The organism is Acidocella sp. (genome assembly GCF_050253495.1).
GTDB lineage: Bacteria > Pseudomonadota > Alphaproteobacteria > Acetobacterales > Acetobacteraceae > Acidocella.
In genome coordinates this window covers 11,961-33,323 of sequence record NZ_JBFWIX010000005.1, presented here as the reverse complement: position 1 = coordinate 33,323, position 21,363 = coordinate 11,961, and the positions used below count along the sequence as shown (strand labels likewise).

Below are 21,363 nucleotides of genomic sequence, written 5' to 3'. Positions count from 1 at the left end.
GTCAGCGCAATCTTGCCATGGCCAGGGAGTCGGCATAGCCGCCCTGGCGGAAGATGTCCGCGCGCAGCCGGCCCTCCCTCTCGAAGCCGAGGGATTCGTAAAGCCGGATGGCGGGGGGGTTGTCCGCCAGCACGGCCAGGCCGATCCGGCTCAGCCCCAGCCAGTTATCGGCGATGTCCAGCATGGCGGTGAGCAGGGCGCGGCCGATGCCCTGGCCCTGCCAGGCATCGTGCACCATCATGGATTGCAGCGTGGCCGTGTGCAGGGCGCGCCCCTGGCCGGGAAGCAGAACGCTCAGGCCGGACAATGTCCCGCCTGACACGGCGACGATCGCCCGCGCCCTTGAAGCGGGGTCGGTCAGTTCGTTCAAGGCGGCTTCCGCCATGAAGGGCGTGGCGGCGGCGCCGTGGCACACGCCGGGCAGGCTCATCAGCGTGGTGAGCCCGGGCAGATCCTCCGGCTCCATGGCCCGCAGGATGAAAGGCTGGCGCGGGGCTTGCGGCGGTGGCAATGGGGCGGTCGACCGGTCGGCCGGCAGGCCGGGGCGCAGCCTGGCCATGGCCAGGCAATCGGTCAGCACGCCGTCCTGCATGGCGTGGTGGCGCATCGTGGCCTCGACCTCGAAACCGAGGGAGCGGTAGAGCGCGATGGCCGGGTGATTGTTGGCGAACACCTCAAGCTCCAGCTTTTGCAGGTTCAGCCAGTTATCGGCGAGATCCAGCAAGGCCGTGAGCAAGGCGCGGCCGGTGCCGCGGCGGCGGGCTTCCTCGTCCACCATCAGCCCCAGCATGGCGGCATAGCTTCGTCGCGGGTTGGCCTCCCGCGTCAGGCTGGCCTCGCCCAGCACCGTGCCATCCGCCGCGCAGGCCAATAGCGATGTGCGCAGCTCCCGCTCCGCCGCGAAGAACCGCGCGGAGGCGGCGCGGCTCTCATAAGGCAGGGCGAAGGTGAAGCGGCGCACGCTCGGCTGATTGTAAATGCGATTGACCGCCGCGATGTCGCCTGGCGTGGCGGCGCGTATGGAGATCATGGCGCGTGCTCCTCCCGGGGGGTTGGCACGAGCGTCTTGCCGCCCGCGATGACCACCGGGCGAAAGCCACGCGGCGGCGGGGCGGGAGGACGCATGCCGATGCGCGCGGCGGTGAAGCCAAGACCGGCGGCGCAGAAAACCAGCAGCGGCGTCAAGAGCAGGGCGGACATGGGAAAGGCTCCTTGTGGGTTGGGCGGGGCGCTTTTCCAAAAACAAACCCCGCCGGAATGGTGGCGGGGTTGCGGGATTGTCAGGGCTGGAACCCGTTCAACCGCACCGCGCCCGCGCGCGAATTCGTACGCCGCCCATTTTGCGGGCGATGGCTGGAATCATGCGGGCGCGGGCCTTGCTCATGGCGGCGAGGCTAACGGGGAAAAACCTGCTTGCCAAGCTCCCATCTCCACATGGCCCTTGTCTTGCGGGTGGATAACCTCTTTTTTGCGGAGATAGACGTGAAGGAGTGGCGATGGCGGCGAGGAAGGAAGCGAAGCAGGCGCTGGTCGTGGGGGCCTCGCGCGGGATCGGCCTGGGGCTGACCAGGGAGTTCCTGCGCCGGGGCTGGCATGTGACCGCGACGGTCCGCTCGGCCATTTCAGGCGGCGGGCTTGAAAATTACTACGACCAGCTCACGCTGGACACGCTCGACATCAACAATCTCCACATGGTGGAGGCGTTCATGGCCCGGATGAAGGGGCGGATCTTCGACGTGGTCGTGCTGAATGCCGGCATTTACGGCCCGCGCGACAAGGGCGTGAACGAGGCCACGCAGGAAGAAATCTCACATCTGATGATGACCAACGCCATCTCCCCGGTACGGCTGGCGGAAAGGCTGGTGCCGCTTTTGCGGCCGGAAACGGGCGTGCTGGCCTTCATGTCCTCCGTGCTGGGCAGTTTGGAGGTCAACGCCAACGATGCCAGCCCGCTTTATGCCGCCAGCAAGGCGATGCTGAACCGGCTGACGCGCGCCTTTGCCGCCAAATACGATTATCTCACCATCGTCAATCTGCATCCAGGCTGGGTGCGCACCGACATGGGCGGGCCGAACGCGACGCTCGATGTGGATAGCAGCGCCAAGGGCATGGCGGATGTGCTGGTGGGCCGGGCCGGCAGCGGCGGGCATGAATTCCTGGATTACCGGGGCAAGATCATTCCCTGGTAGCGCGCGGCCCGGTTGGTTTCGGCGCGAAACCTTGCTAGAGCGCCGCGATGGACCAGGCCCTGCACCAGAGCGAGGCGGCGGCGGGCATTCCGCCCCGGCGCACCTTCGCCATCATCTCACATCCGGATGCCGGTAAGACGACTCTGACCGAGAAGCTGCTGCTTTTTGGCGGCGCCATCCGCGAGGCGGGCATGGTGAAGGCCCGCCAGGACCGGCGCAACACCCGCTCGGACTGGATGAAGATCGAGCGCCAGCGCGGTATTTCCGTGACCTCCTCGGTGATGACCTTCGAGTTCGGCGGCGCGGTGTTCAACCTGCTCGATACGCCAGGCCATGAGGATTTCTCCGAGGATACCTACCGCACGCTCACCGCCGTCGATAGCGCGGTGATGGTGATCGACGCGGCCAAGGGCATCGAGCTGCAAACCAGGAAGCTGTTCGAGGTCTGCCGCCTGCGCAATATCCCCATCACCACCTTCATCAACAAGATCGACCGCGAGGGCCAGAATCCGTTCTCCCTGCTGGATGAGATCGCCGATACGCTGGCGCTGGACATCTGCCCGATGGTCTGGCCCATCGGCTCGGGCGGGCTGTTCCGGGGTTGTTACGACTTGCGCAACGACCAACTCGTTTCCGCCAGGAAGCCGGGTGAAGAGGCGGGCGCGCGCAGCTTCGCCATTCCCGCCGAGCAGAAGGCGCAGCTTGACGAGGATGTCGAACTGATCCGCGCCGCCTATCCGGAATTCGATGCCCAGGCCTTCGAGGAAGGGCATCTCACCCCGGTCTATTTCGGCTCCGCCCTGAAGGATTATTCGGTGCGCGAATTGCTGGAAGGCCTCGTCGCCAACGCGCCGCCGCCGCAGCCCCGCGCCACCGATGCGCGAGAGGTGGCGCCCGAGGAAAAGCCAGTCACCGGTTTCGTGTTCAAGGTGCAGGCCAATATGGACCCGCAGCACCGCGACCGGATCGCCTTCACCCGCATCTGCTCGGGCAAATTCACGCGTGGCATGAAGCTGACCCATTCGCGCACCGGCAAGCCGATGGCCATCCAGGCGCCGATCTTCTTCTTCGCCCAGGATCGCTCCCTGGCGGAGGAAGCGTATCCGGGCGATATTATCGGTATCCCCAATCACGGCACGTTGCGCGTGGGCGACACGCTGACCGAGGGCGAGAAGTTGCGCTTCACCGGCATTCCGGATTTCGCGCCGGAAATATTGCGCCGTGTCCGGCTGGCCGACCCGATGAAGGCCAAGCAGATGCGCAAGGCGCTGGAGGATCTGGCGGAGGAGGGGGTCACCCAGGTTTTCCGCCCGATGACCGGGGCGGACTGGATCGTTGGCGTGGTCGGCATGCTCCAGCTCGATGTACTGGGCAGCCGCATCGAGCAGGAATATAACGTGCCGATCGGCTTCGACCCCGCCCCGTTCGACACGGCCCGCTGGATTTTCTCGGAAGACGCCGCCCGGCTGAAATTCTTCATCGAGGTGAATAAAAGCGCCATGAGCGAGGACCGCGACGGCGCGCCCGTTTATCTCGTGCGCAATGCCTGGGAATTGAACCGGATGAAGGAGAATTTTCCGGAGATCACCTTCTCGGCCACGCGTGAACGGCAGTAAGCTTGCCGGTTGGGGATGGCCGCTTCTGGTCGCGGGCATTCCGTTCGCGGCGTTTTTCACGCTGGGGCTGCGTTATTTCTACATCAACGGCGCCTGGTGGGGCGATGGCGGCATTCTTGCCTCGCTGATGTGGCATAATGGCTGGCTGCTGCGCCTGCCGCTGGTTTCGGGCGGGCATAGTTTCCTGGCCACTCATATGGCCCTGGTGTTCTGGCTGACGTCCGGTCTTTCCTGGTTGCTGCCGTTCAGCCGTGTGCAATTCTTCGCGTTGTTTCTAGGGGCGGTGCAGGCGCTGATGGCGCTGCCGGTCTATTATCTGCTTTTGCGGCTGGGGTGCCAGCGGTTTCCAGCGGCGGCGCTGGCGGTGCTGTTCGCGTTCAACGGCATCGTGCTGGCGGCGAGCTGCAACCCGCATTTCGAGCTGCTGATCGTCGCCAGCGCCATGGGCTTTCTCGCCGCGCTGGCCTGCGGGCGGGTCTGGCTGGCGCGTTTATTGTTCGTCCTGTGCCTGGCGACACGGGAGGATGCCGGTGTTCATCTCGGCCTGTTGCTGCTCGTGGGTGGGCTGGGGTTGCGCTGGCAGGGCGTGCCCTGGCGCGGGCTGCGGCCCTTGCTCGGCTATGGCATGGCGGCGCTGGGTTGTAGCGCGCTGGAGGTCGCGCTCCAGCATCTTCTGTTTCCTGGCGGTGGCGCGTTGGAGGCGGTTTATCTTGGCGATCCGCCATTGTCCGGTCTGACCTTTATCGTCCTGGCCACGCGGCTGGCGTTTTACGTGCTCTACAGGCTGTATCTGATTCTGCCGGCGGCGGTGGCTCTGGTCCTGGCCGAACGCTGGCGCATGCCGGGGCTCGTGGCGGGGTTCGTCTCATGCCTGCCCTGGCTGGGGTTGAACTGGCTGGCCGCCAGCCCCTATGCCGGAACGCTCAGCGATTATTACCCTTTCCCCTTGATCCTCGCGCTGTTCTGGCCGCTCTGCGCGCCGCTTTTCGCCCAGGGATACGGCGTGGCGCGCCAGTTCCCCCAGGCGCGCGCCGTGCTGGCCTTCATCCTGCTGCTGGGGGCGTCCTTCGTCGGGCTCTGGGGATTGCAAAATCCGCAAGGGCTGAAATTCCCCGCCAGCTTTTTCAACCCGCCCAGCCTTGCCATGCAGCACGCCACGGAACGGGCGATGGCCCGGCTCACCCAGGCGAAGCTCGGCCATGTGGCGGTGGATGGCAGCGTGGCCGCCTTGGCGCCAGACCATTACCGTGACACCCAGATCGCCTGGATGAACCAGCCCGTGCCGCCGGATGTCGTTATTTTCTTTCCCCGCGGGCAGGGCACGGGGCCGACCTTGAGGCTGGCGCGCCAGGCGGGGTTGCGCCATTTTTATGCGGTGCCCGGCACGTCTCTGCGCCTGGCTTCGGCCAAGCCCTTGGTCGTGCCCGGGCTGGCGCTTTCCCCCTGGGCGCCAGCCGGAGCAAGATAACAGCGCGCGGGCCTGCCTGGCGGCAGGGGACCGGGCCTGGGGTCAGTAATTGAACTGATAGGTCAGCCCGACGCTGCTGCTCTCGCTGCCATTGGAGGTGCCGGTGGACGTGTCCAGCTTCAATCCCTTGTAAAGATTGACCTGCACTTGGGCCTGCGTGCCCTGGCCGGTGGTGGATTGCGTGGCCCCCACATATACGCCCGGCGCCACATAGCGCCCCGCCTGCACCGAGGGGCCGTCGGAGCCGGAGCTGGTGACCGAAAGCTGATCCAGCCCCAGCGCGCCGCGCACCGAATCCAGCGGGCTGAACCCGCCGCCCACGCCGGAGATCTGCGCCAGGGCCGCCGCCAGCGATGCCGCCTGGAATGGCGACAGGCTGGAGGAGCTTTGCGCGAAGAGCAGCTGCGCGAGGATCTCATCCGAAGGGAGGGAGGGGGAACTGCTCAGGCCGATTTTCGGGTCGCTGGCGGTGCCGCTGATCACCAGCGTGGCGGTGCCGCTATTGCTGGTCGTGGTCGTTGCCTCAAGATCCAGAGCCGGAACGAACCCGCCGCCATTGAAAGCGATCTGGCCGGAGGTGAATTGCAAGGTTTTGCCCGCCAGTGAGAAATTGCCGCGAATCAAGGAGAATCCGCCGGTCGGCTGCGGGTTGGCCGTGGTGCCGCCAATATGGAGATTTCCTCCCAGTTCGGCGAACAGCCCGTCGCCACGGACGAAGATCTGATTTTTCGCGTGCACCGCCAGCGCCAGCTTGATGGGCGGCGCGGGCGGGGTGGCGCTCTTGGGCGGCGCTGGCGGGCTGCTCGCGCCATGGATCGGTAGATTGGCGACCGAGGGCGGCAAGGATTGCGGAATATTGATATTGGCCTTCAGCAGGTCGATCCGCCCGCCCAGCGTGGAAGCGCCGTTCAATTCGCCCTTCAAGGTCAGTGCGGCGTTCAGCGTCTCCGTGACCAAGTCCGAGGCGATGGGCGTGGCATTGTCGGCATTCAGGGCCAAATCCACCGGCATGCCCGTCGCGCCCAGATCGACCGTGCCATGCCCGGTGATTTTGCCGTTTCCGGCCGTGGCGGAGAGGCTCCGCAACGTGATCAGCTTGTCGGCGGCGGCGATGTCCGCGTTGATCGATGTCAGGTTCAGGCCCGAGGCGATGTTCTGCACGCTGCCATCGGCAAGGGTCAGCGTACCCTTGGCGCGTGGGGCGCGGGGCGTGCCGGCAACCCGCAGATCCGTCGTGACCACGCCGCGCACCAGATTGCCGTTCGCGGCCAGAATCGGATCCAGCAGCTTCAGGTCCAGCCGCCCGGCGAGGGAGAGGTTCATCGGTCCGGTCATGTTCAACGGCGCCGTGCCGTTGGCGGTGAGATTCACGTTCTGTCCGGCCTTCACCGCCAGATCGACCCCAGCGCTTTGCCCTTTCAGCTGTGCCTTGGCGTCGATGTCGGCCGGGGGCAGGGCGGCGGCCGGGCCGCTTTCATCGCGTAAGTTCCGCGCGGTCAGCGTCACATGCCCGGTGGGGGCCTTGGGTGTGCCGGCCAGTTGCATGTCGGTGGTGACCACGCCGTTCAGCTTCACATGCATCTTGGCCAGAAGCGGGTTCAGCATGGGCAGGTTCACCCGCCCGGCCAGGGCCAGCTTCATCGGCCCGGTCATGGAAAGCGGCGCGGTGCCGCGGGCGGTGATGTTCGCATCCTGTCCGGCCTTGGCGGTGAGGTTCACATCCGCGCTGTTGCCCTTCAACGTGGCCGTGCCGGAGAGGCTGGCCGCGGGCAGCCCCTTGATGCTCTTGTCGATATAGCGCAGGCCGGTGGCGTTCAGCGCGATTGTCCCGTTTGGGGCCTTGGGCGTGCCGGTTACATCGGCGGTGAGGTTCACGCTGCCCGCCGTGTCGATGCCGGGCACGAACAGCTTGGCCAGGGACAAATCCAGGTTTTTCACCGAGGCCTTGAGGGCGAGAGTGGGCGAGAGCGTGCCATCCAGCGCGATCGCGGACTGGCCCAGCTCCAGATCCAGATGCCTGACCGCCATGTCCGGCTTGGTCTCGATGTCCGCCGGTCCACGCAGCTTGGCGGCCAGGCCGCGCCAATTGGCGGTCAGGTTGGTCAGGTGCGCGCTTTGCGCCGGGACATCCAGCACGCCCGCGAGGCTGAGCTTGGCCGGGTAGGACATCAGCCGCGCGATCGTGGCATCCGCCCGTACCGCCAGCGTTTCCAGCTTACCCTCGGCGCTGACCGTGCCGTTGACGGCGCCGAGAGACGGCACGGCCTCGACATTCTTCGCCGTCACGTTCAACTGCAGGTTCTGGTTGGCCCGATAGGCGAAATCGGCCTGCACGGCGCCATGCAGCCTGGTGCCGGTGAAAGGATCGAAATCCGCCAGCGAGCCGAGGTCGAGCCGCGCCGTGCCGCTGGGCAGCTTGGCCCCGGCGGCGAGACGCAGATCCGCCCGCGCATCCAGCGATTTCCACTGGGCCTGGCTGACCGTGATGCTGGCCGCGCCGTCCTTGCCACGGGTAAAGGCGGCATCCAGCGCCAGCGGCGCGCCCGCCAGCGTGCCGGTGCCGGTCAGCGTGCCGCGCGGTGCCTGTGGCAGATGGGTGGCGTGCAGCGCGAGCTTGAACGGGCCGGAAGGCGCCCCCGGCACGCTCACCTGGCCGGTGATGTCCGCATCCGCCATGAAATCCTGCGGGCTGCCGGTTACATGGCTGTCCAGCCGCACCGCTCCGGTGAGCTGCGGGGCCAGCGCGGCCAGGCTGTCCAGCTTGGCGTCGGTGGTCAGGTCGAGCCGTTTCTCATCCAGCGTGCCTTCCGCGCCCAGGCTGAATTGCGGTCCCTTCAGCGCCAGTTGGCCGATTGTCACTTTCTTGCCTTGCAGGCTGGCGAGCAGCGAGAGGTCCGTGCGCCCGGCCAGCAGCTTGTCCAGCCCGGCGGGCGCCTGGGTGAGCGCCACATGGCCTTGCAGGGTCAGGGTGGCGCCGTCCTTCTTCGCGGTTTGCACCACCACCAGATGCAGCCTTGTGTCGCCGCTGAGGGATTGTTGGGCCAGCGTGCCGAACGGCGCCAGGGAGGGTACGGCCAGCGTCACATCGGCGAAGGGATTGTTCTGGTCCAGCCCCAGCGTGCCGTTCAGGTTCAGCTTTGCCTCGCCCAGCGCCAAATCCGCCTTCAGCGCCGCGCCGGCGCGCGGCCCCTTCAGGGTCACGTTCATGGTCAGCGGCAACTGCACCTGCGGGCCGGAGAAATGGCCGATCAGCCCATCCGGCGGCTCCTGCACATGCAGCTTCATCGATACGGTCTTCGGGTCCAGGCTCGCCGCCAGCAGATAGTCCGCATCGCCGTTCGCCGTGGTCGCGTCCAGGGCGATATCGCCATGGTCGAGATCGCGCAGATGCGAGCTGCCGGTCACATGCAGCGCGATCGCCTCGCCCGCCAGGGCGGGCGCCACCCGCAACGTGCCGATGTCCAGCTTGTCGAGATTCACCCGGAAGGCGGGCAGGCCGCCATTACCGCCCTCCTGGTTCTGGCTCTTGCCGGCGGGATAGGCCGGCGCGCGCGTCACATCGATGCTGAGCGCCGTCAGCGCCTGGACGGAAACATCCCGCCGCAGCAGCGCCAGCGGCGACCATTTCAGCTCCACCTGTCGCCCGCTCAGCCATGTGCCCTGCTTGTCCACGAGCTGGAAACTGGGGATCTTGATGTCAGCCGGAAAATGCCCGCCCAGCCCTCCGAGGCGCACATAATCCTTGCCGAAATGATTGATCTCGCGCACCGCGAATTGCCGCCCGGCCTCGCTGTTCAGCGCCACCACCAGCCCCGCCACCGCCAGCACCGCCAGCAGCAGCACCGCGATGAGCCCCAGAAGAATGCGTTTCAGCCAGCGCATGGGTCAGAAGGCCTCCCCAAGTCCGATATAGAGCGCGAAGGCCCCGCTGCCGGCCGTGCGTTTGACCGGAAAAGCGAGGTCGGCGCGGATGGGGCCGATGGAGGTGTAATAGCGCAGCCCCAGCCCGTACCCGACCCGCACCGTGCCCTTGAAGGGGGCGGAACCGGCGCTGACCTGTCCCGCATCCACGAACGGCACGACGCCGATGCTCTTGGTGATATGCTGGCGGAATTCGAGATTGATGGCATCCATGGCCAAGCCGCCCTCCGGCTTGTCATCGGCGAAGAGCGGGCCGATGGTCTGATACGCATAGCCGCGCACGGTGCCCGACCCGCCCGCATAAAAGCGCTGGTCGGGCGGCACGCCGAACTGGCTGGTGCCCTGGATGCTGCCGATCACCGCATGCAGGGCGATCACGCCCCAGGCCCGGCGCTCCACGGGAAGATAGGTGGAGCCGCTGCCTTGCAGGATGACGAAGGGGCTGTGCCGGGTGCCCACCATCGGATAGGTGGGGGTGATGGTCAGCCCCAGCATATGCCCGCGCGTGGGCTCCAGCAGGCTGTTGGTCGTGTTCCAGGAGAAATTGATCGGAAATTGCAGCAGCACATAGGTGTTGGTCACGCCTTCCTGCTGCACGCGTTCGCTGATGAAGCTTGGCCCATAGGTGATGGTGGTGTTCTTGGTGATGGGGCGCGTCAGCGACCCGCCGAGCAGAATGCCGGTGCGGTCGTAAGCCGTGGGCGATTCCTTCAGCCCCTCGGCGGAGAGGGTCAGGGTCTGCCCACGCGCATAATAATCGGGCTTGGTGAACACGCCCTTGATGTCATAGCCGGGTGCGGTGGTGCCGGTGCCGCCCAGCCCGTTGGCGGCGACAGAGAAGGTGAGCGTTTCCGCCCGGCGGAAGAGATTGCGGTCCTCCCAGCTGGCGCCGATGGTAAAGCCGGTATCCGTGGCATAGGCGCCTGAGAGCGAGACGGTATGGCGCTTGCGTTCCACGACATGAAAATCGATGGGCACGCGCCCGTCCGCGGCCTTGTCCGCGGGAACGGGCTTGACCGAGGAGAACAGATCGAGCCCCAGCAGCGAATCGCGTGCATTTTGCAGCGCGGTGTCCGAGTAGGGCTGCCCGGGCCGCAGGGCGATATGCCGGCGCAGGAAATCCGGCTCGGTGCGCTTGAGGCCCGAGAAGCTGATGGCGCCTATGTCCACGCGCGGGCCGGGGGTGACGGTGTAGGTCACATCCAGCGTATGGCTGGCCGGATTGGCGACGGCATAAGGCGCGCTGACCTCGGCGAAGGCATAGCCCGCGTTGCGCAGGCGGGTGGTCAGCTTGCCGGTGGCCGCCAGCACGGGCGCCGCCGCGGCTGTCTGCCCCGCGTGGATGCCCGGCTTGGCCTTGAAGCCGGGCGGCAGCCCGTTGATGTTGACATGGCCGAGCGTGAAGAGCGGCCCTTTCTCGGGCTTCACCTCGATATCGGCCTTGTCGCCGCCGGGCAGCTTGTCCAGATGGTCCAGCAAGGCCGGGTCGTTCAGCCCCATCCCGTCTATGGTGATGCTGACGCTGCCGGCATCGTAGCCCAGCGCGTGCAGGACGGTGCTGAATTGCTGCTCATCCTGCCGGGCGCGGCCGATCAACGCGAAGGGGGCGGGCGGCAGCTTGCTCTGCAACGAGACGAGCGAGGATGTCTGTTTCAGCAGGCCATCCAGCTTCTCGTCGCCGGAGGAGGCGAAGGCGACATTGTAATTCACCGGGTCGGCCCCCTGGGCTGAGGTGCCGCCAAGGGCAAGACAGAGACAGAGAAGGGGTCTGGTCCACCGGCGCATGACTCAGATGTGCCAGGATTTTGGTCAGGTTTCCACCCCGTTTTGCTTTAACCCCTTGTAAGGTCAGGAAAGGCGGCCTTGCCGCGTTTGGAGAATCAGCCGGTGCGCCTTGGCTTGTCCGGCGCGGGCGCGGGGAAACCGAGATAATTCAGCCCGTCGAGCATATGTTTCGGCAGGGCGGCCTCCACGGTGAGGCGCCCGCCCTCGGGGTGCGGAAATGTCAGACGCCGCGCATGCAGATGCAGTTGCGGGGCGAAATGTTCGGAATAAACGCCGCCATAGACTTCGTCGCCCAGAATTGGCGTGCCCAGCGCCAGGCAATGCGCGCGTAGCTGGTGCATGCGCCCTGTATGCGGGCTCAGCGCCGCCAGGCAGAATTTCTTGCCGGCCTTGTCCAGCACTTGGTAATCGGTGATCGCTTTCTGCGCTTCCTTGTCCTTGCGCGAGGCCGGTTCGGAACGCGATGTCTGGCCAAGATCGACTCGCTTCAGCGGCAGGTCGATTCGCCCTTCGAGCTGTTCGGGCAATCCGGCCAGCAGCGCCCAGTAGGTTTTCTCCACATCCCGCCCCCGGAAGGCGGCGGAGAGCTTGGCCGCCACTTTTCCACCGCGCGCGATGACCAGAACGCCGGAAGTGTCCCGGTCCAGCCGGTGCACCAGCTTCGGGCGCTCGGGATGCTCACCTTGCAGCGCGTCCAGCATGCCATCCACATGCACCGCGATGCCCGAGCCGCCCTGTACCGGCAGCCCGGCGGGCTTGTTCAGCACGATCACCGAATCGTCGCTATAGAGCACCATGCGCGCCAGTTCCTTGGTGCGCGCCTCGTCCATCTTCACCACATGGCGCTGCTTTGGCGCCTCGGCGGGCGGCGCGATCTCGGGCAGGCTCAGTACATCGCCCAGCGCCAGCCGCGCATTGGCCTCGGCGCGCTGGCCATTCAGGCGGATCTTGCCGGTGCGCAACAGTTTTTGCAGCACGCCTTGGGTGAGGCCGGGCACTTCCCGGCGCAGAAAACGGTCCAGCCGCATCTCCGCGCCAGCCTCGGGTATCTGTATCTCGGTCATTGCCTCTCTTCGCGCAATTTCGTCCAATAGGCGAGGCGCTTGCGGATCTCGCGTTCAAAGCCGCGCTCCACCGGCCGGTAGAAATCCGGCCTTCCCATGCCTTCGGGAAAATAATTATCGCCGGAAAACCCGTCCTCGCTGTCGTGGTCGTACTGATAGCCCTCGCCATAGCCGAGATGTTTCATCAGCTTGGTGGGCGCGTTCAGAATATTCTTGGGTGGCATCAGGCTACCCGTTTCCTTCGCGGCGCGGTTCGCGGCGCCGATGGCCTTGTAGACCGCGTTGGATTTCGGGGCCGTGGCCAGATACACCACCGCCTGGGCGATGCAGATCTCCCCTTCCGGCGAGCCCAGCCGCTCATAGGCCTCCCATGCCGCCAGCGCCTGGGGCAGGGCCTGCGGATCGGCCAGTCCAATATCCTCCGAGGCGAAGCGCGCGACCCGTCTTGCGATATAGCGCGGATCCTCCCCGCCCGCGAACATCCGCGCCAGCCAGTAAAGAGCGGCATCCGGGTCCGAACCGCGCATGGATTTATGCAAGGCGGAGATCAGGTTGTAATGTTCTTCCCGGTCCCGGTCGTAGAGCGCCGCGCGCCGGGAGAGCAATTGCCCCAGCGCCGTTTCATCCAGCCTTGGCTCCGGCGGGAGGGCGAAAAGCTGCTCGGCCATGTTCAGCAATGCCCGGCCATCGCCATCGGCCATGGCGCGCAGGCTGGCGCGCGCGCCCTCCGTGAGGGGCAGCACGGTGCTTGTCTCGGCTTGCGCGCGGCGGAGCAATTGCTCCATCGCCGCATCGTCCAGCCGGCGCAGCACAAAAACCTGGGCCCGCGAGAGCAAGGCGCCGTTCAGCGCGAAGCTGGGATTTTCCGTCGTGGCGCCCACCAGCGTGATCGTTCCCGCCTCCACCACCGGCAGAAAAGCATCCTGCTGGGCGCGGTTGAAGCGGTGGATCTCATCCACGAATAAAAGCGTCGCCTTGCCCGCGCGGTGCAGGCGTGTGGCCTCGTCGAACACCTTCTTCAGGTCCGCCACGCCGGAGAAGACCGCCGAGATCTGCTTGAATTGCAGCCCCGCCGCGTGCGCCAGCAACCTGGCGATGGTGGTTTTACCCACGCCGGGCGGGCCCCATAATATCAGGGAGGCGAGGGAGCCGCGCCCCAGCATGCCCGTCAGGCTGCCGGCGGGGCCCAGCAGGTGGTCCTGGCCCACCACCTCGCCCAATGTCTTGGGGCGCAGCCTCTCGGCCAGCGGTTTTGGTCCGGTGGCGGAGCTGGGCGCGGGCGCCGCGGCGGGCGGGCCGAACAGATCATCATCCTGCATGTCGGATATTTAATCGCAAGACCCGCCGCCCGCCATGCCGGGCGCGCCGATTCAGATTGAAGCCGTGCCGCCTCTGCCCTACATTGATGTCATGGCAAATAATAACGGCCCGGTGCTTGACATGACGCCCGACGGGCAATTCGTCGAGCCGCCCAAACCTTCCCTGACGCAGGTCCTGCTGCGCCTCGCGGCATTCGGCTTGGCCTTGTGCGTGGGCGCGGCCCTGGTTTGGACCGCCTTCCTGATGATCCCCGTCCTGCTGGTTCTGGGCTTCGCCGGCTATCTGTTCGCGCGTGGCCAGCGCCGCGGCTGGCGGCCTTTTTAGCGGGTTCGGCTCTTTCTGTTCGGCTCTTTCTCAGGTCAGCACCGGCTCCAAATCCACCCCCACATGCAGCGTGTGCCGCCCGCCACCCAGGATGATGCCGCGCAGCGGTGAGACATCGTTGAAATCGCGCCCCCAGGCGAGGGTCACATGCTCGTCGCAGACCAGCAGGTTATTGGTGGGGTCGAAATCCACCCAGCCAATATCCGGCCCCGCCCAGGCGCCGATCCAGGCGTGGCTCTGGTCGGCGCCGCGGCGCTTGACCTGCCCGGGTGGCGGCAGCGTGCGTAAATAGCCCGACACATACCGCCCCGGCAGCCCCAGGGCGCGCAGGCAGGCCAGCATGAAATGCGCATAATCCTGGCAGACCCCCGTGCGGGTTTGCAGAATATGCAACGCGGTGGTGAAATTATTGGTCACGCCCGGCTTGTAGGTCATTTCCGTGAAAATCCGCTGGTTCAATTCCAGCAGCGCTTCCAGAACATCGCGTCCCGGCAGGAAGCTCACCGCCGCATAATCGGCGATGTCTCCGGCGGGTGTGGCAAGCTGGCTGGGCAGGCAGAACTCGGCCACCTCCGGGTCCTGCGGCCCCCAGGCGGCGATCGCTTCCCAGCGCGGGGTCTGTCCGGCGGGCGGCGGCGCCGGCAGGCAGACATCCACGGTGGCGCTGAGCGCGACATTGAATTGCTTATGCGCCCCGGCCAGGGAGACGGTGGTGGTATGATTGCCGAAATGGTCGATCTCGTCACGCCGGTTGTCCGGGGCGGGCGAAACGCTGAGCTGCGCCTCCCGCACGATTTGCCCGGGCCGGTCGCGCGGGAGCAGGTGCATGAAATGCGTGCCGATCACGACCGGTTCGGCGTAATCGTAGGTGGTGCTGTGGTGCAGGCGGTAGAGCGTCATGTCGCGGCGGAACTTGGCTGATTATTGCGCCGCTTCCAAGATCTCGTTTTCCTCAAGTGTGTGCGCTTCCGGCAGCAGCGTGAAGAAACGCCTGTGCACGCGGTCCGAAAGCAGGCGCAGCTTGGCGCTCGTGGCCTCCAGCGTGGCGTGCAGCCCGGTGACGCTGCCGGCCTGATTCGTCACGTCCTGCTGCAACTGGCGGGCGGTCTCGGCATCGTCGTCGGCGCCCAGCCGCTCCAGGCAGGCGCGCAGCGCATTGCACTGAAACGCGAGTGAGCGCGGGTTGGAAGGGTCGGCCAGCAGCATCGCCAGCACCGGACCGGGCGCGATGATGCCGGCATGGCACAGCTCGTAGCTCAGGACCGAATCGGCCAGCTCTATGCCCAGCGTCATGCCAGGCTCCAGCCGCCCCACCGGGCCGGCCAGCAGAATCGCCAGCGTTTCCGCCAGGGTCTCGCCGCGTTCCAGCCGGCGCCCCATCTCCAGGAACAGCCACCCGCCATCGCGCGACATGTTCTCCGCCGCGATCCCCGCGAAGGTGGCGGCGAAGCTCAGCATGGTGGGCAGGGCGGTTTCCTCGTTGGGAAGAGCCTCGCTGGCCTGATGCAGGGCAAAGCGCACGGTGGCGAGCATGGAGGGAGACAGCCGCTCCGAGGAGGCATCCACCAGCCGTCCAACCTCTTTCAGCAGGCCGGCGATGGGCTTGCGCCGCGCCAGGGTCTGGCGCAGCAGGCGGCCGGAAATGGCGAAGCCCGCCACATCCGGCGGCAGCAATCCAGCCTGGCCCAGGCAACGCGTGATCAGCCCGCGCTCAGCCAGGTCGCGTGGCAGGGAGGTGCCGGATTCCAACCGCGGGATGGCCAGCATCAGCAGGCGCGCGGCGGCTTCCAGCCTCTCCACCGAGCGGCCGAGCCAGAACAGATTATCGGCCAGGCGCGAGGGCAGATGCGCGGCGGCCAGAAATTTCACATGCTCCGGCGGCTCCGCTGGCGGCGCGCCGGAGATCATGCGCGGCTCGTCGCTGTCCAGCGCCCAGAGATCCTTGATGCCAAGCCCGCTGGGCGCGCCGGCGGTGGTGAGCGGCAGACCCAGCCCACCGGGCAGCACCTGCCAGTCCAGCCCGTCATGCCAGGCGAACAGGCGCAGGCAGAGCGGCGCCTTCACGATCTCCTGGTCGGGGGACAGGAAAGGCGCGACGGAGGCCAGCGCCATATCGGCATCCCCGGCCAAGCGCAGCAGCTCTGGCTCGCCCAGCAGCGGCTCGAACAGCTCCTGCAGGTAAGGCCGCAGGGCGGAGGATTCGAGCAGGGTGCTGCCCGGCGCGTTGAGCACCGACAGCACCCCGGCGCGAATCGCCCCGAACGCCCCGGCGATGCCCGAGCCCGGCCGCCCCCCTTGCTCCAGCGGGTCGAGATCGATGCCGGAAACACCGCGGATCAATGTCGCCACATGCAGCAGCCCGCTCAGCGTCTTCATGTGCAGGGCGCCGTTGCGGGTGGCCAGGTCGGCGGGCTCGATCATCAGCACGCCCAGCGCCCGGGCCAGCAGCGCATCGTCGAAACTGTCGTGATTGGCCTGGTTTTTCGCCACGCCGCCGGATAATACCGCAACCAGCCCGCCCTCGGCCTCGCGTTGCAGATGGTCCACCAGCATTTCCCGCGCCGGACGGATGGAGCGCAGCCCCCCCGCCCGGAACAGTTCCGGCAAGGTGCCGTTGGTCAGCCGGCGCAGTGTCAGCGCATGGCCAAGCCCTGGAATCACGCCGGTATGGTCGCGCAGCAGCAGAAACCGCCCGTCCGGCGCGCGGATCACGTCCGCCGCATATAGCGCCAGGCGCGGCGTGGGCAGGGGCGCGTGCGTATGCAGGGGGCGCAGGAAATAGGGGTCGCCGAAAACGAGGGTCGGCGGCAGCTTGCCGATCTGTAGCAGGCTTTGCGGGCCGTACAGATCCTCCAGCGCTTGCGAGAGCAGGGTGGCGCGCTGCTTGACCCCCTCTTCCAGCACGGTGAAATCCGCGGCGGTGAGGGGAACCGGCAGCGGGTCATAGACCCGCGCGGCCAGCGGGCCGAGCGGCGCGGCCAGCCCCATCTGCCGGTTCAGCGCCGCCGCGCGCCGGGCCAGCTCCTCGTTGCCGACCTCGCGGATGGCGGCCGCGACCGGCGCCCAGGGGCTCCGTGTCCGGCCCTGGCGGTCCTGCATCTCATCGCAAGGTATCAAAGGCTGCATTCCGGCAGATTTATCAGAGTGTCCCGCGAGTGCCTACCGGTTCGCGCCAGGAAGAGAGCTTTCCCGCCGGTCGCGGCGCCGGGAGCACGGAAACGGCGCTGTTTTCAGCCTTGGTCCATTGCTTGCATGGATCGGTGAGGAGGTAATGTGGGTTGAACGAAGACATCTTGCGGATATGGACGTTTTGAAGGCAGACTCATCTGGCACCATGACAGACCGACGCCAGTTTTCAGGTGACGTATGCTGAAAAGCTGGGCGATAATTGCCCGGCGGGCGCCGTCTTGGCCGGGATATGGTTCGCCCCTTGCTTGCTGCCTCGTGTTTCTCCGCCTTTTTCCCTCTCTTTTTCATCGCATGCGTGCGCCGGAGGCTTTGGCTTGAACGAAATTTTCCATGATCTTTGGCCCGAATATGATCCTGGCCGTTTTTTTTGCGAATTGACCACAACCCGGCCCGAAGCCGGCCCGGTTCCGCAAAAACTGGCGGAGCGGCTTCAGGGCATCGGGCTGGAGGCGTTGCGCGCCCGCGCCTCGGCGGCGGAGACCGATCTCATCGATCTCGGCGTCACCTTCACCGTTTATTCCGACGCCTCGGCGATCGACCGGATTTTACCCTTCGATTGTATCCCGCGTGTCTTAACGGCATCTGAATGGGATCTGCTGGAGCGCGCCTGCGTTCAGCGGGTGAAGGCGTTGAATCTGTTTCTGGGCGATATTTACGGCAAGGGCCATGTGGTGAAGGACGGTGTCATTCCGGCCGAGCTGGTCTATGGCAATGCCAATTACCGCCCGGAAATGAAGGATTTTCCGGTGCCCCACGGCACCTATGTGCATGTGTGCGGCATCGACATCATCCGGGATGAAAAGGGCGATTTCCGGGTGCTGGAGGATAATGCCCGCACCCCTTCGGGGGTTTCCTACGTCATCGAGAACCGGCATCTGATGCTGCGCACGTTTCCGGACCTGATGGCGGGCATCAAGCTGAGGCCGGTGGATGATTACGGCCGCAGGCTGCGCGCGGCGATGGCCGAGGTGGCGCCGGGCGAGCATGAGGATCCGCAGGTGGTGCTGCTGTCGCCGGGGATTTATAACTCGGCCTATTTCGAGCATGTGTTCCTGGCGCGCGAGATGGGCGTGCCGCTGGTGGTGGGGGCGGATCTGGTGGTGGAAAATAAGCGCGTCTTCATGCGCACCACCACCGGGCTGAAGCCGGTGCATGCGATCTATCGCCGCCTGAACGACGATTTCCTGGATCCGGATGTGTTCCGGCCGGATTCGATGCTGGGTGTGCCGGGGCTCATCGGCGCCTGGAAGGCGGGCAATGTCGCCATCGCCAACGCCGTGGGCACGGGGGTCGCCGACGACAAGGCGGTTTATGCCTACATGCCGCGCATCATCAAATATTATCTGGGCGAGGAGCCGCTGATCCATAACGTGGAAACCCATATCTGCCGTGAGGAGGAGGGGTTGAAATACACGCTGGAGAATCTCGACAAGCTGGTCACCAAGCCGGTGGGCGAGAGCGGCGGTTATGGCATCACCATCGGCCCGCGCGCCTCCAAGGAGGAGCTGGAGACTGTCCGTGAGACGATCATGGCCAATCCGGACAACTGGATCAGCCAGCCGATGATCGGCCTGTCCGTCGGGCCGACCCTGGCGGAAGACGGCATCGGCCCGCGCCATCTGGACCTGCGGCCCTTTATCATCACGGGTCGCGATAGCTGGGTTCTGCCTGGCGGGTTATCACGAGTCGCAATGAAGAAGGGCTCGCTTATCGTGAATTCAAGCCAGGGCGGCGGGTCGAAGGACACTTGGGTGCTGGCCGAGCATTTCGGCCAAGGAGGAAAGCCATGAGCCAGATGCGTGACCCTGGGCTGCTGGCCCGCGATGCCGAGGGGCTGTTTTGGATGGCCCGTTATCTGGAGCGCGTCGAGAACATGGCGCGGCTGATCGATGTGACGCAGAGCTTTGAAAGTCCGGGCTTCGAGACCGAGGCCTGGTTCGGCCTCATCCGCATCAACGCCGATGAGAAAACCTTTCTTGAGCGCGGTTTTTCGGCCGATGCCACCCATGTGAAGCGCTTTTACCTGCTGGACAGGGGGCATGGTAATTCCATTCCCTCCTGCCTGGAGAGCGCGCGCACCAATGCCCGCACATTGCGCCCGCTGATGAGCACGGAGATGTGGAAGCAGCTTAACGTGTTCCACCGCGCCGTCTCGCGCATCACGCCTGAGGATCTGGAGGGCGATGAGCTGTCGCGCCTGTGCACCAAGATCAAGGAAGGCGTGCAGGCCCATACCGGCATTACCCAGGGCACGCTCTACCGCGACCAGGGATGGTATTTCTACGAGCTGGGCCGGTATATCGAACGCGCCGACCAGACCACCCGCATGCTCGATATCAAATATACCGCCCTGCTGCCGCGCGGCGCGGAGGAGAAGCGCATGGCGGAGCTGACGCAGTGGAACGCCATTCTGCGCGGCGCGGCGGGTTACCATGCCTTCAAGCGTTATGCCCGGGCACAGTTTTCGCCCGAGGATGTGGTGCATTTCCTGCTGCGCGACCCTTCCAGCCCGCGTTCGGCGCTGCTGTGCGTGCGCCGGGTCGAATCGCATCTGGACGATCTGCGCCGCCATTACGGGCTCTCCGCCGTGGCGGAGGCGCTGGAGCTGGTGGAGCTGTTGCGCGAGCTGCTGGTGGAGAAAAAGCTTGGTCATATTCTCGCCACGGGCCTGCATGAATATCTGGACCTCGTTCAAATCCACCTGCAGGAGCTTGCAGGGGCCATTGGCCGCGCCTTCTTCCGCGATTGGCGCCCCGAACCGGCTCCGGCGCAAATGCAGGTCCAGACCCAGGTTAGCGCTTGAGTATTTCGACAGTTACGGATTCAGCCACGCGGACCAAGACGGCTGCGCGGGCCAGGCTCGCGGCCTGGGCCTGGCCGGCCGGTGTGTTCATTCTGGCGCTGCTGCCCAGATTGATCGATCTCGGCAAGCGGCCTTTTTGGCTGGATGAGGTTTTCACCTTCAACCGGGCCTCGCTGAAACCCGGCGCGTTGGTGCTGGATTCCTTCCAGAACCACCATATGCCGGGCTTTTTCCTGCTGCTCGCGCCCTTTACCCACCTTCCGCATCCGGAATTCTGGCTGCGCCTGCCTTCGGCCCTGTTCGGCGCGCTGGCGGTGGTGCTGGTTTTCATCATCGCCTCGCGCGTCGCGGGGCGGCTGGCGGGTATGTTGGCGGCGCTGATCCTCGGGCTGTCTCCCACCATTCTGGCCTTCGCCCAGGAGGCACGGTCTTATACGCTGGTGATGACGCTGATCTTGGTGGCGCTTTATGGCGTGACGAGGCTGGCGTTGGACCCGCAAATGGCGGGGCGGGGGATGCGCGCCGCCAAGGCCGGCTGGCTCTGCTTCGTGTTCGGCACGGCCGCAGCGCTGGATGTGCTGGGTGATGCTCTGCCTTGGTTGTTGGCCGCCAATCTGATTTTTCTGTGTCTGATGCCCTTCGTGCCGGAGCGCGGGCGGTTCCTGCGCACGATCCTGCTGGCGGATCTGGCGGTTATCCTGCTCACAGCGCCCCTTTATGTGTTGATGCTGCATTTTCAGTCGGAGTCCGTCACCCATAGCCTGGGCTGGATTCCGCCGCTGAGCCTGGAGCGGGTCTGGTATAATTTCGGCGCGGTGTATCTGATGCATGTGGCGGATTGGGTGTCCTACCGCCTGCTGAGCCACCATGCCCTGCCTGGGCTGGTCTGGCTGATCGACGCGCTGCTGCTGGTGGCGCTGGGGGCGGCGCTCTGGCGGTTGCGCCGCCGCCCGGCGCTGCTGGTCACGCTTGGCATCGCCTTGCTGTTTCTGCCCGGCTTGTTCTTGTTGATCTCGATTTGGCACCCGGTGCTGTTACCGCGTTATCTGCTCTGGAGCGCGGCGCCCTTCGCCATATTGACGGGCATAGGTGCCGCGGCGTTGCTGGAAACCAGCTCCCCCCGGATCATGCGCCTGGCGGTGCTGGGAGCGGCGGCGCTGCTGCTGGCCAATCTGCTGCCTTATTACCTCGTGGAAACGAAACCGCGCTGGGATCTGGCGGCGCGGATGCTGGCGCGGGAGGTCGGCCCGGGCGACATGCTGTATTTTTCCGATACCGGGGCCGTGCCGATCCTGAAACTCTATATGTCCGACGCCGCCCAGGCCACGGTGCTGGCCAGCCCTTATGGCGGCCTCGCCCAGGCCAAGCAGGCGCTCAGCCAGGGCCGCCGCGTCTGGGTGGTTTATGGCCATGCCGGGCAGAACACCAGCACACCACGGAGCTTCTTCAAGGATACCCAGGCCCTGGGCATGCCGAGTGAGGTGCAGCAGGCGGGCAAGCGCATCACCATCGCGCTGTTCGACCCCTCCGCCCATCTGGCGAGCTGCACGCCGCTGGAGCAGCAGGATGGCATTTGCGGTTAGCTTGCGCGCGGCTTGGCGGCGCTCAAGGCGCCTTCCGATCAATTGAGTTTTTGGGGGTACAAACACCCCAGCCCCCAAAAACTCTTGAAAATCCCCAGGCG

Annotated in this window: 15 protein-coding genes; 7 read left to right on the top strand and 8 right to left on the bottom strand. The window is 65.7% G+C overall.

Features of this window, described 5'->3' with window-relative positions:
• Window position 1: 1 nt before the first annotated feature.
• A complete protein-coding gene (locus tag AB7D48_RS05700) occupies window positions 2-1,030 on the bottom strand; it encodes a GNAT family N-acetyltransferase (RefSeq protein ID WP_427976363.1) in 1,029 nt (342 codons plus the stop codon).
• Window positions 1,027-1,200, bottom strand: coding sequence for a hypothetical protein (locus tag AB7D48_RS05695; RefSeq protein WP_427976362.1), 174 nt, complete (start codon window positions 1,198-1,200; stop codon window positions 1,027-1,029). Before AB7D48_RS05695 ends, AB7D48_RS05700 begins: the two co-directional genes overlap by 4 nt.
• 296 nt (window positions 1,201-1,496) lie before the next feature.
• On the opposite strand from AB7D48_RS05695, the gene AB7D48_RS05690 reads away from it, so the two are divergent.
• Genes AB7D48_RS05690 through AB7D48_RS05680 form a run of 3 tightly spaced genes read left to right on the top strand, consistent with a single transcriptional unit; the run spans window position 1,497 to window position 5,273 of the window.
• Complete coding sequence (locus tag AB7D48_RS05690) at window positions 1,497-2,189, top strand: SDR family oxidoreductase (RefSeq protein ID WP_427976361.1); 693 nt, start codon at window positions 1,497-1,499, stop codon at window positions 2,187-2,189.
• Window positions 2,190-2,236: 47 nt separating this feature from the next.
• Window positions 2,237-3,805, top strand: a complete 1,569-nt coding sequence (locus tag AB7D48_RS05685; protein ID WP_427976360.1) for a peptide chain release factor 3 — start codon at window positions 2,237-2,239, stop codon at window positions 3,803-3,805.
• On the top strand, window positions 3,792-5,273 hold the full coding sequence (locus tag AB7D48_RS05680) for a hypothetical protein (protein ID WP_427976359.1): 1,482 nt from the start codon (window positions 3,792-3,794) through the stop codon (window positions 5,271-5,273). Before AB7D48_RS05685 ends, AB7D48_RS05680 begins: the two co-directional genes overlap by 14 nt.
• A 42-nt stretch (window positions 5,274-5,315) precedes the next feature.
• On the opposite strand, the gene AB7D48_RS05675 is transcribed toward AB7D48_RS05680, so the two are convergent.
• The 4 genes from AB7D48_RS05675 to AB7D48_RS05660 all read right to left on the bottom strand — a co-directional run bounded on the left by AB7D48_RS05675 (window position 5,316) and on the right by AB7D48_RS05660 (window position 13,362).
• Window positions 5,316-9,155: a translocation/assembly module TamB domain-containing protein gene (locus tag AB7D48_RS05675; RefSeq protein ID WP_427976358.1), complete on the bottom strand. Its 3,840-nt coding sequence runs from the start codon at window positions 9,153-9,155 to the stop codon at window positions 5,316-5,318.
• Window positions 9,156-9,158: 3 nt separating this feature from the next.
• On the bottom strand, window positions 9,159-10,904 hold the full coding sequence (locus tag AB7D48_RS05670) for an autotransporter assembly complex protein TamA (RefSeq protein ID WP_427976357.1): 1,746 nt from the start codon (window positions 10,902-10,904) through the stop codon (window positions 9,159-9,161).
• A gap of 170 nt (window positions 10,905-11,074) precedes the next feature.
• Window positions 11,075-12,043: an RluA family pseudouridine synthase gene (locus tag AB7D48_RS05665; protein ID WP_427976356.1), complete on the bottom strand. Its 969-nt coding sequence runs from the start codon at window positions 12,041-12,043 to the stop codon at window positions 11,075-11,077.
• Window positions 12,040-13,362, bottom strand: coding sequence for a replication-associated recombination protein A (locus tag AB7D48_RS05660; RefSeq protein WP_427976355.1), 1,323 nt, complete (start codon window positions 13,360-13,362; stop codon window positions 12,040-12,042). The genes AB7D48_RS05665 and AB7D48_RS05660 overlap by 4 nt, the downstream gene beginning before the upstream one ends.
• A gap of 34 nt (window positions 13,363-13,396) precedes the next feature.
• On the opposite strand from AB7D48_RS05660, the gene AB7D48_RS05655 reads away from it, so the two are divergent.
• Window positions 13,397-13,687, top strand: a complete 291-nt coding sequence (locus tag AB7D48_RS05655; RefSeq protein WP_427976354.1) for a hypothetical protein — start codon at window positions 13,397-13,399, stop codon at window positions 13,685-13,687.
• A gap of 30 nt (window positions 13,688-13,717) precedes the next feature.
• On the opposite strand, the gene AB7D48_RS05650 is transcribed toward AB7D48_RS05655, so the two are convergent.
• Window positions 13,718-14,587: a transglutaminase family protein gene (locus tag AB7D48_RS05650; protein WP_427976353.1), complete on the bottom strand. Its 870-nt coding sequence runs from the start codon at window positions 14,585-14,587 to the stop codon at window positions 13,718-13,720.
• 21 nt (window positions 14,588-14,608) lie between these two features.
• Window positions 14,609-16,786: a circularly permuted type 2 ATP-grasp protein gene (locus tag AB7D48_RS05645; RefSeq protein ID WP_427976352.1), complete on the bottom strand. Its 2,178-nt coding sequence runs from the start codon at window positions 16,784-16,786 to the stop codon at window positions 14,609-14,611.
• 404 nt (window positions 16,787-17,190) lie between these two features.
• Between AB7D48_RS05645 and AB7D48_RS05640 the strand changes: the two genes are divergently transcribed.
• The 3 genes from AB7D48_RS05640 to AB7D48_RS05630 are packed head-to-tail and all read left to right on the top strand — an operon-like array spanning window position 17,191 to window position 21,262.
• Window positions 17,191-18,666, top strand: a complete 1,476-nt coding sequence (locus tag AB7D48_RS05640) for a circularly permuted type 2 ATP-grasp protein (protein ID WP_427976351.1) — start codon at window positions 17,191-17,193, stop codon at window positions 18,664-18,666.
• Entirely contained in the window at window positions 18,663-19,679 is a 1,017-nt protein-coding gene (locus AB7D48_RS05635) for an alpha-E domain-containing protein (RefSeq protein ID WP_427976350.1), read from the top strand. The genes AB7D48_RS05640 and AB7D48_RS05635 overlap by 4 nt, the downstream gene beginning before the upstream one ends.
• Window positions 19,676-21,262, top strand: coding sequence for a glycosyltransferase family 39 protein (locus AB7D48_RS05630; RefSeq protein WP_427976349.1), 1,587 nt, complete (start codon window positions 19,676-19,678; stop codon window positions 21,260-21,262). Before AB7D48_RS05635 ends, AB7D48_RS05630 begins: the two co-directional genes overlap by 4 nt.
• Window positions 21,263-21,363: the final 101 nt, after the last annotated feature.

Excerpts from the sequence above, each read along its gene's own strand:
- AB7D48_RS05700 (WP_427976363.1), bottom strand. The coding sequence starts at position 1,030 with ATGATCTCCATACGCGCCGCCACGCCAGGCGACATCGCGGCGGTCAAT.
- AB7D48_RS05695 (WP_427976362.1), bottom strand. The coding sequence starts at position 1,200 with ATGTCCGCCCTGCTCTTGACGCCGCTGCTGGTTTTCTGCGCCGCCGGT.
- AB7D48_RS05690 (WP_427976361.1), top strand. The coding sequence starts at position 1,497 with ATGGCGGCGAGGAAGGAAGCGAAGCAGGCGCTGGTCGTGGGGGCCTCG.
- AB7D48_RS05685 (WP_427976360.1), top strand. The coding sequence starts at position 2,237 with ATGGACCAGGCCCTGCACCAGAGCGAGGCGGCGGCGGGCATTCCGCCC.
- AB7D48_RS05675 (WP_427976358.1), bottom strand. The coding sequence starts at position 9,155 with ATGCGCTGGCTGAAACGCATTCTTCTGGGGCTCATCGCGGTGCTGCTG.
- AB7D48_RS05665 (WP_427976356.1), bottom strand. The coding sequence starts at position 12,043 with ATGACCGAGATACAGATACCCGAGGCTGGCGCGGAGATGCGGCTGGAC.
- AB7D48_RS05660 (WP_427976355.1), bottom strand. The coding sequence starts at position 13,362 with ATGCAGGATGATGATCTGTTCGGCCCGCCCGCCGCGGCGCCCGCGCCC.
- AB7D48_RS05655 (WP_427976354.1), top strand. The coding sequence starts at position 13,397 with ATGCCGGGCGCGCCGATTCAGATTGAAGCCGTGCCGCCTCTGCCCTAC.
- AB7D48_RS05650 (WP_427976353.1), bottom strand. The coding sequence starts at position 14,587 with ATGACGCTCTACCGCCTGCACCACAGCACCACCTACGATTACGCCGAA.
- AB7D48_RS05645 (WP_427976352.1), bottom strand. The coding sequence starts at position 16,786 with ATGCAGGACCGCCAGGGCCGGACACGGAGCCCCTGGGCGCCGGTCGCG.
- AB7D48_RS05635 (WP_427976350.1), top strand. The coding sequence starts at position 18,663 with ATGAGCCAGATGCGTGACCCTGGGCTGCTGGCCCGCGATGCCGAGGGG.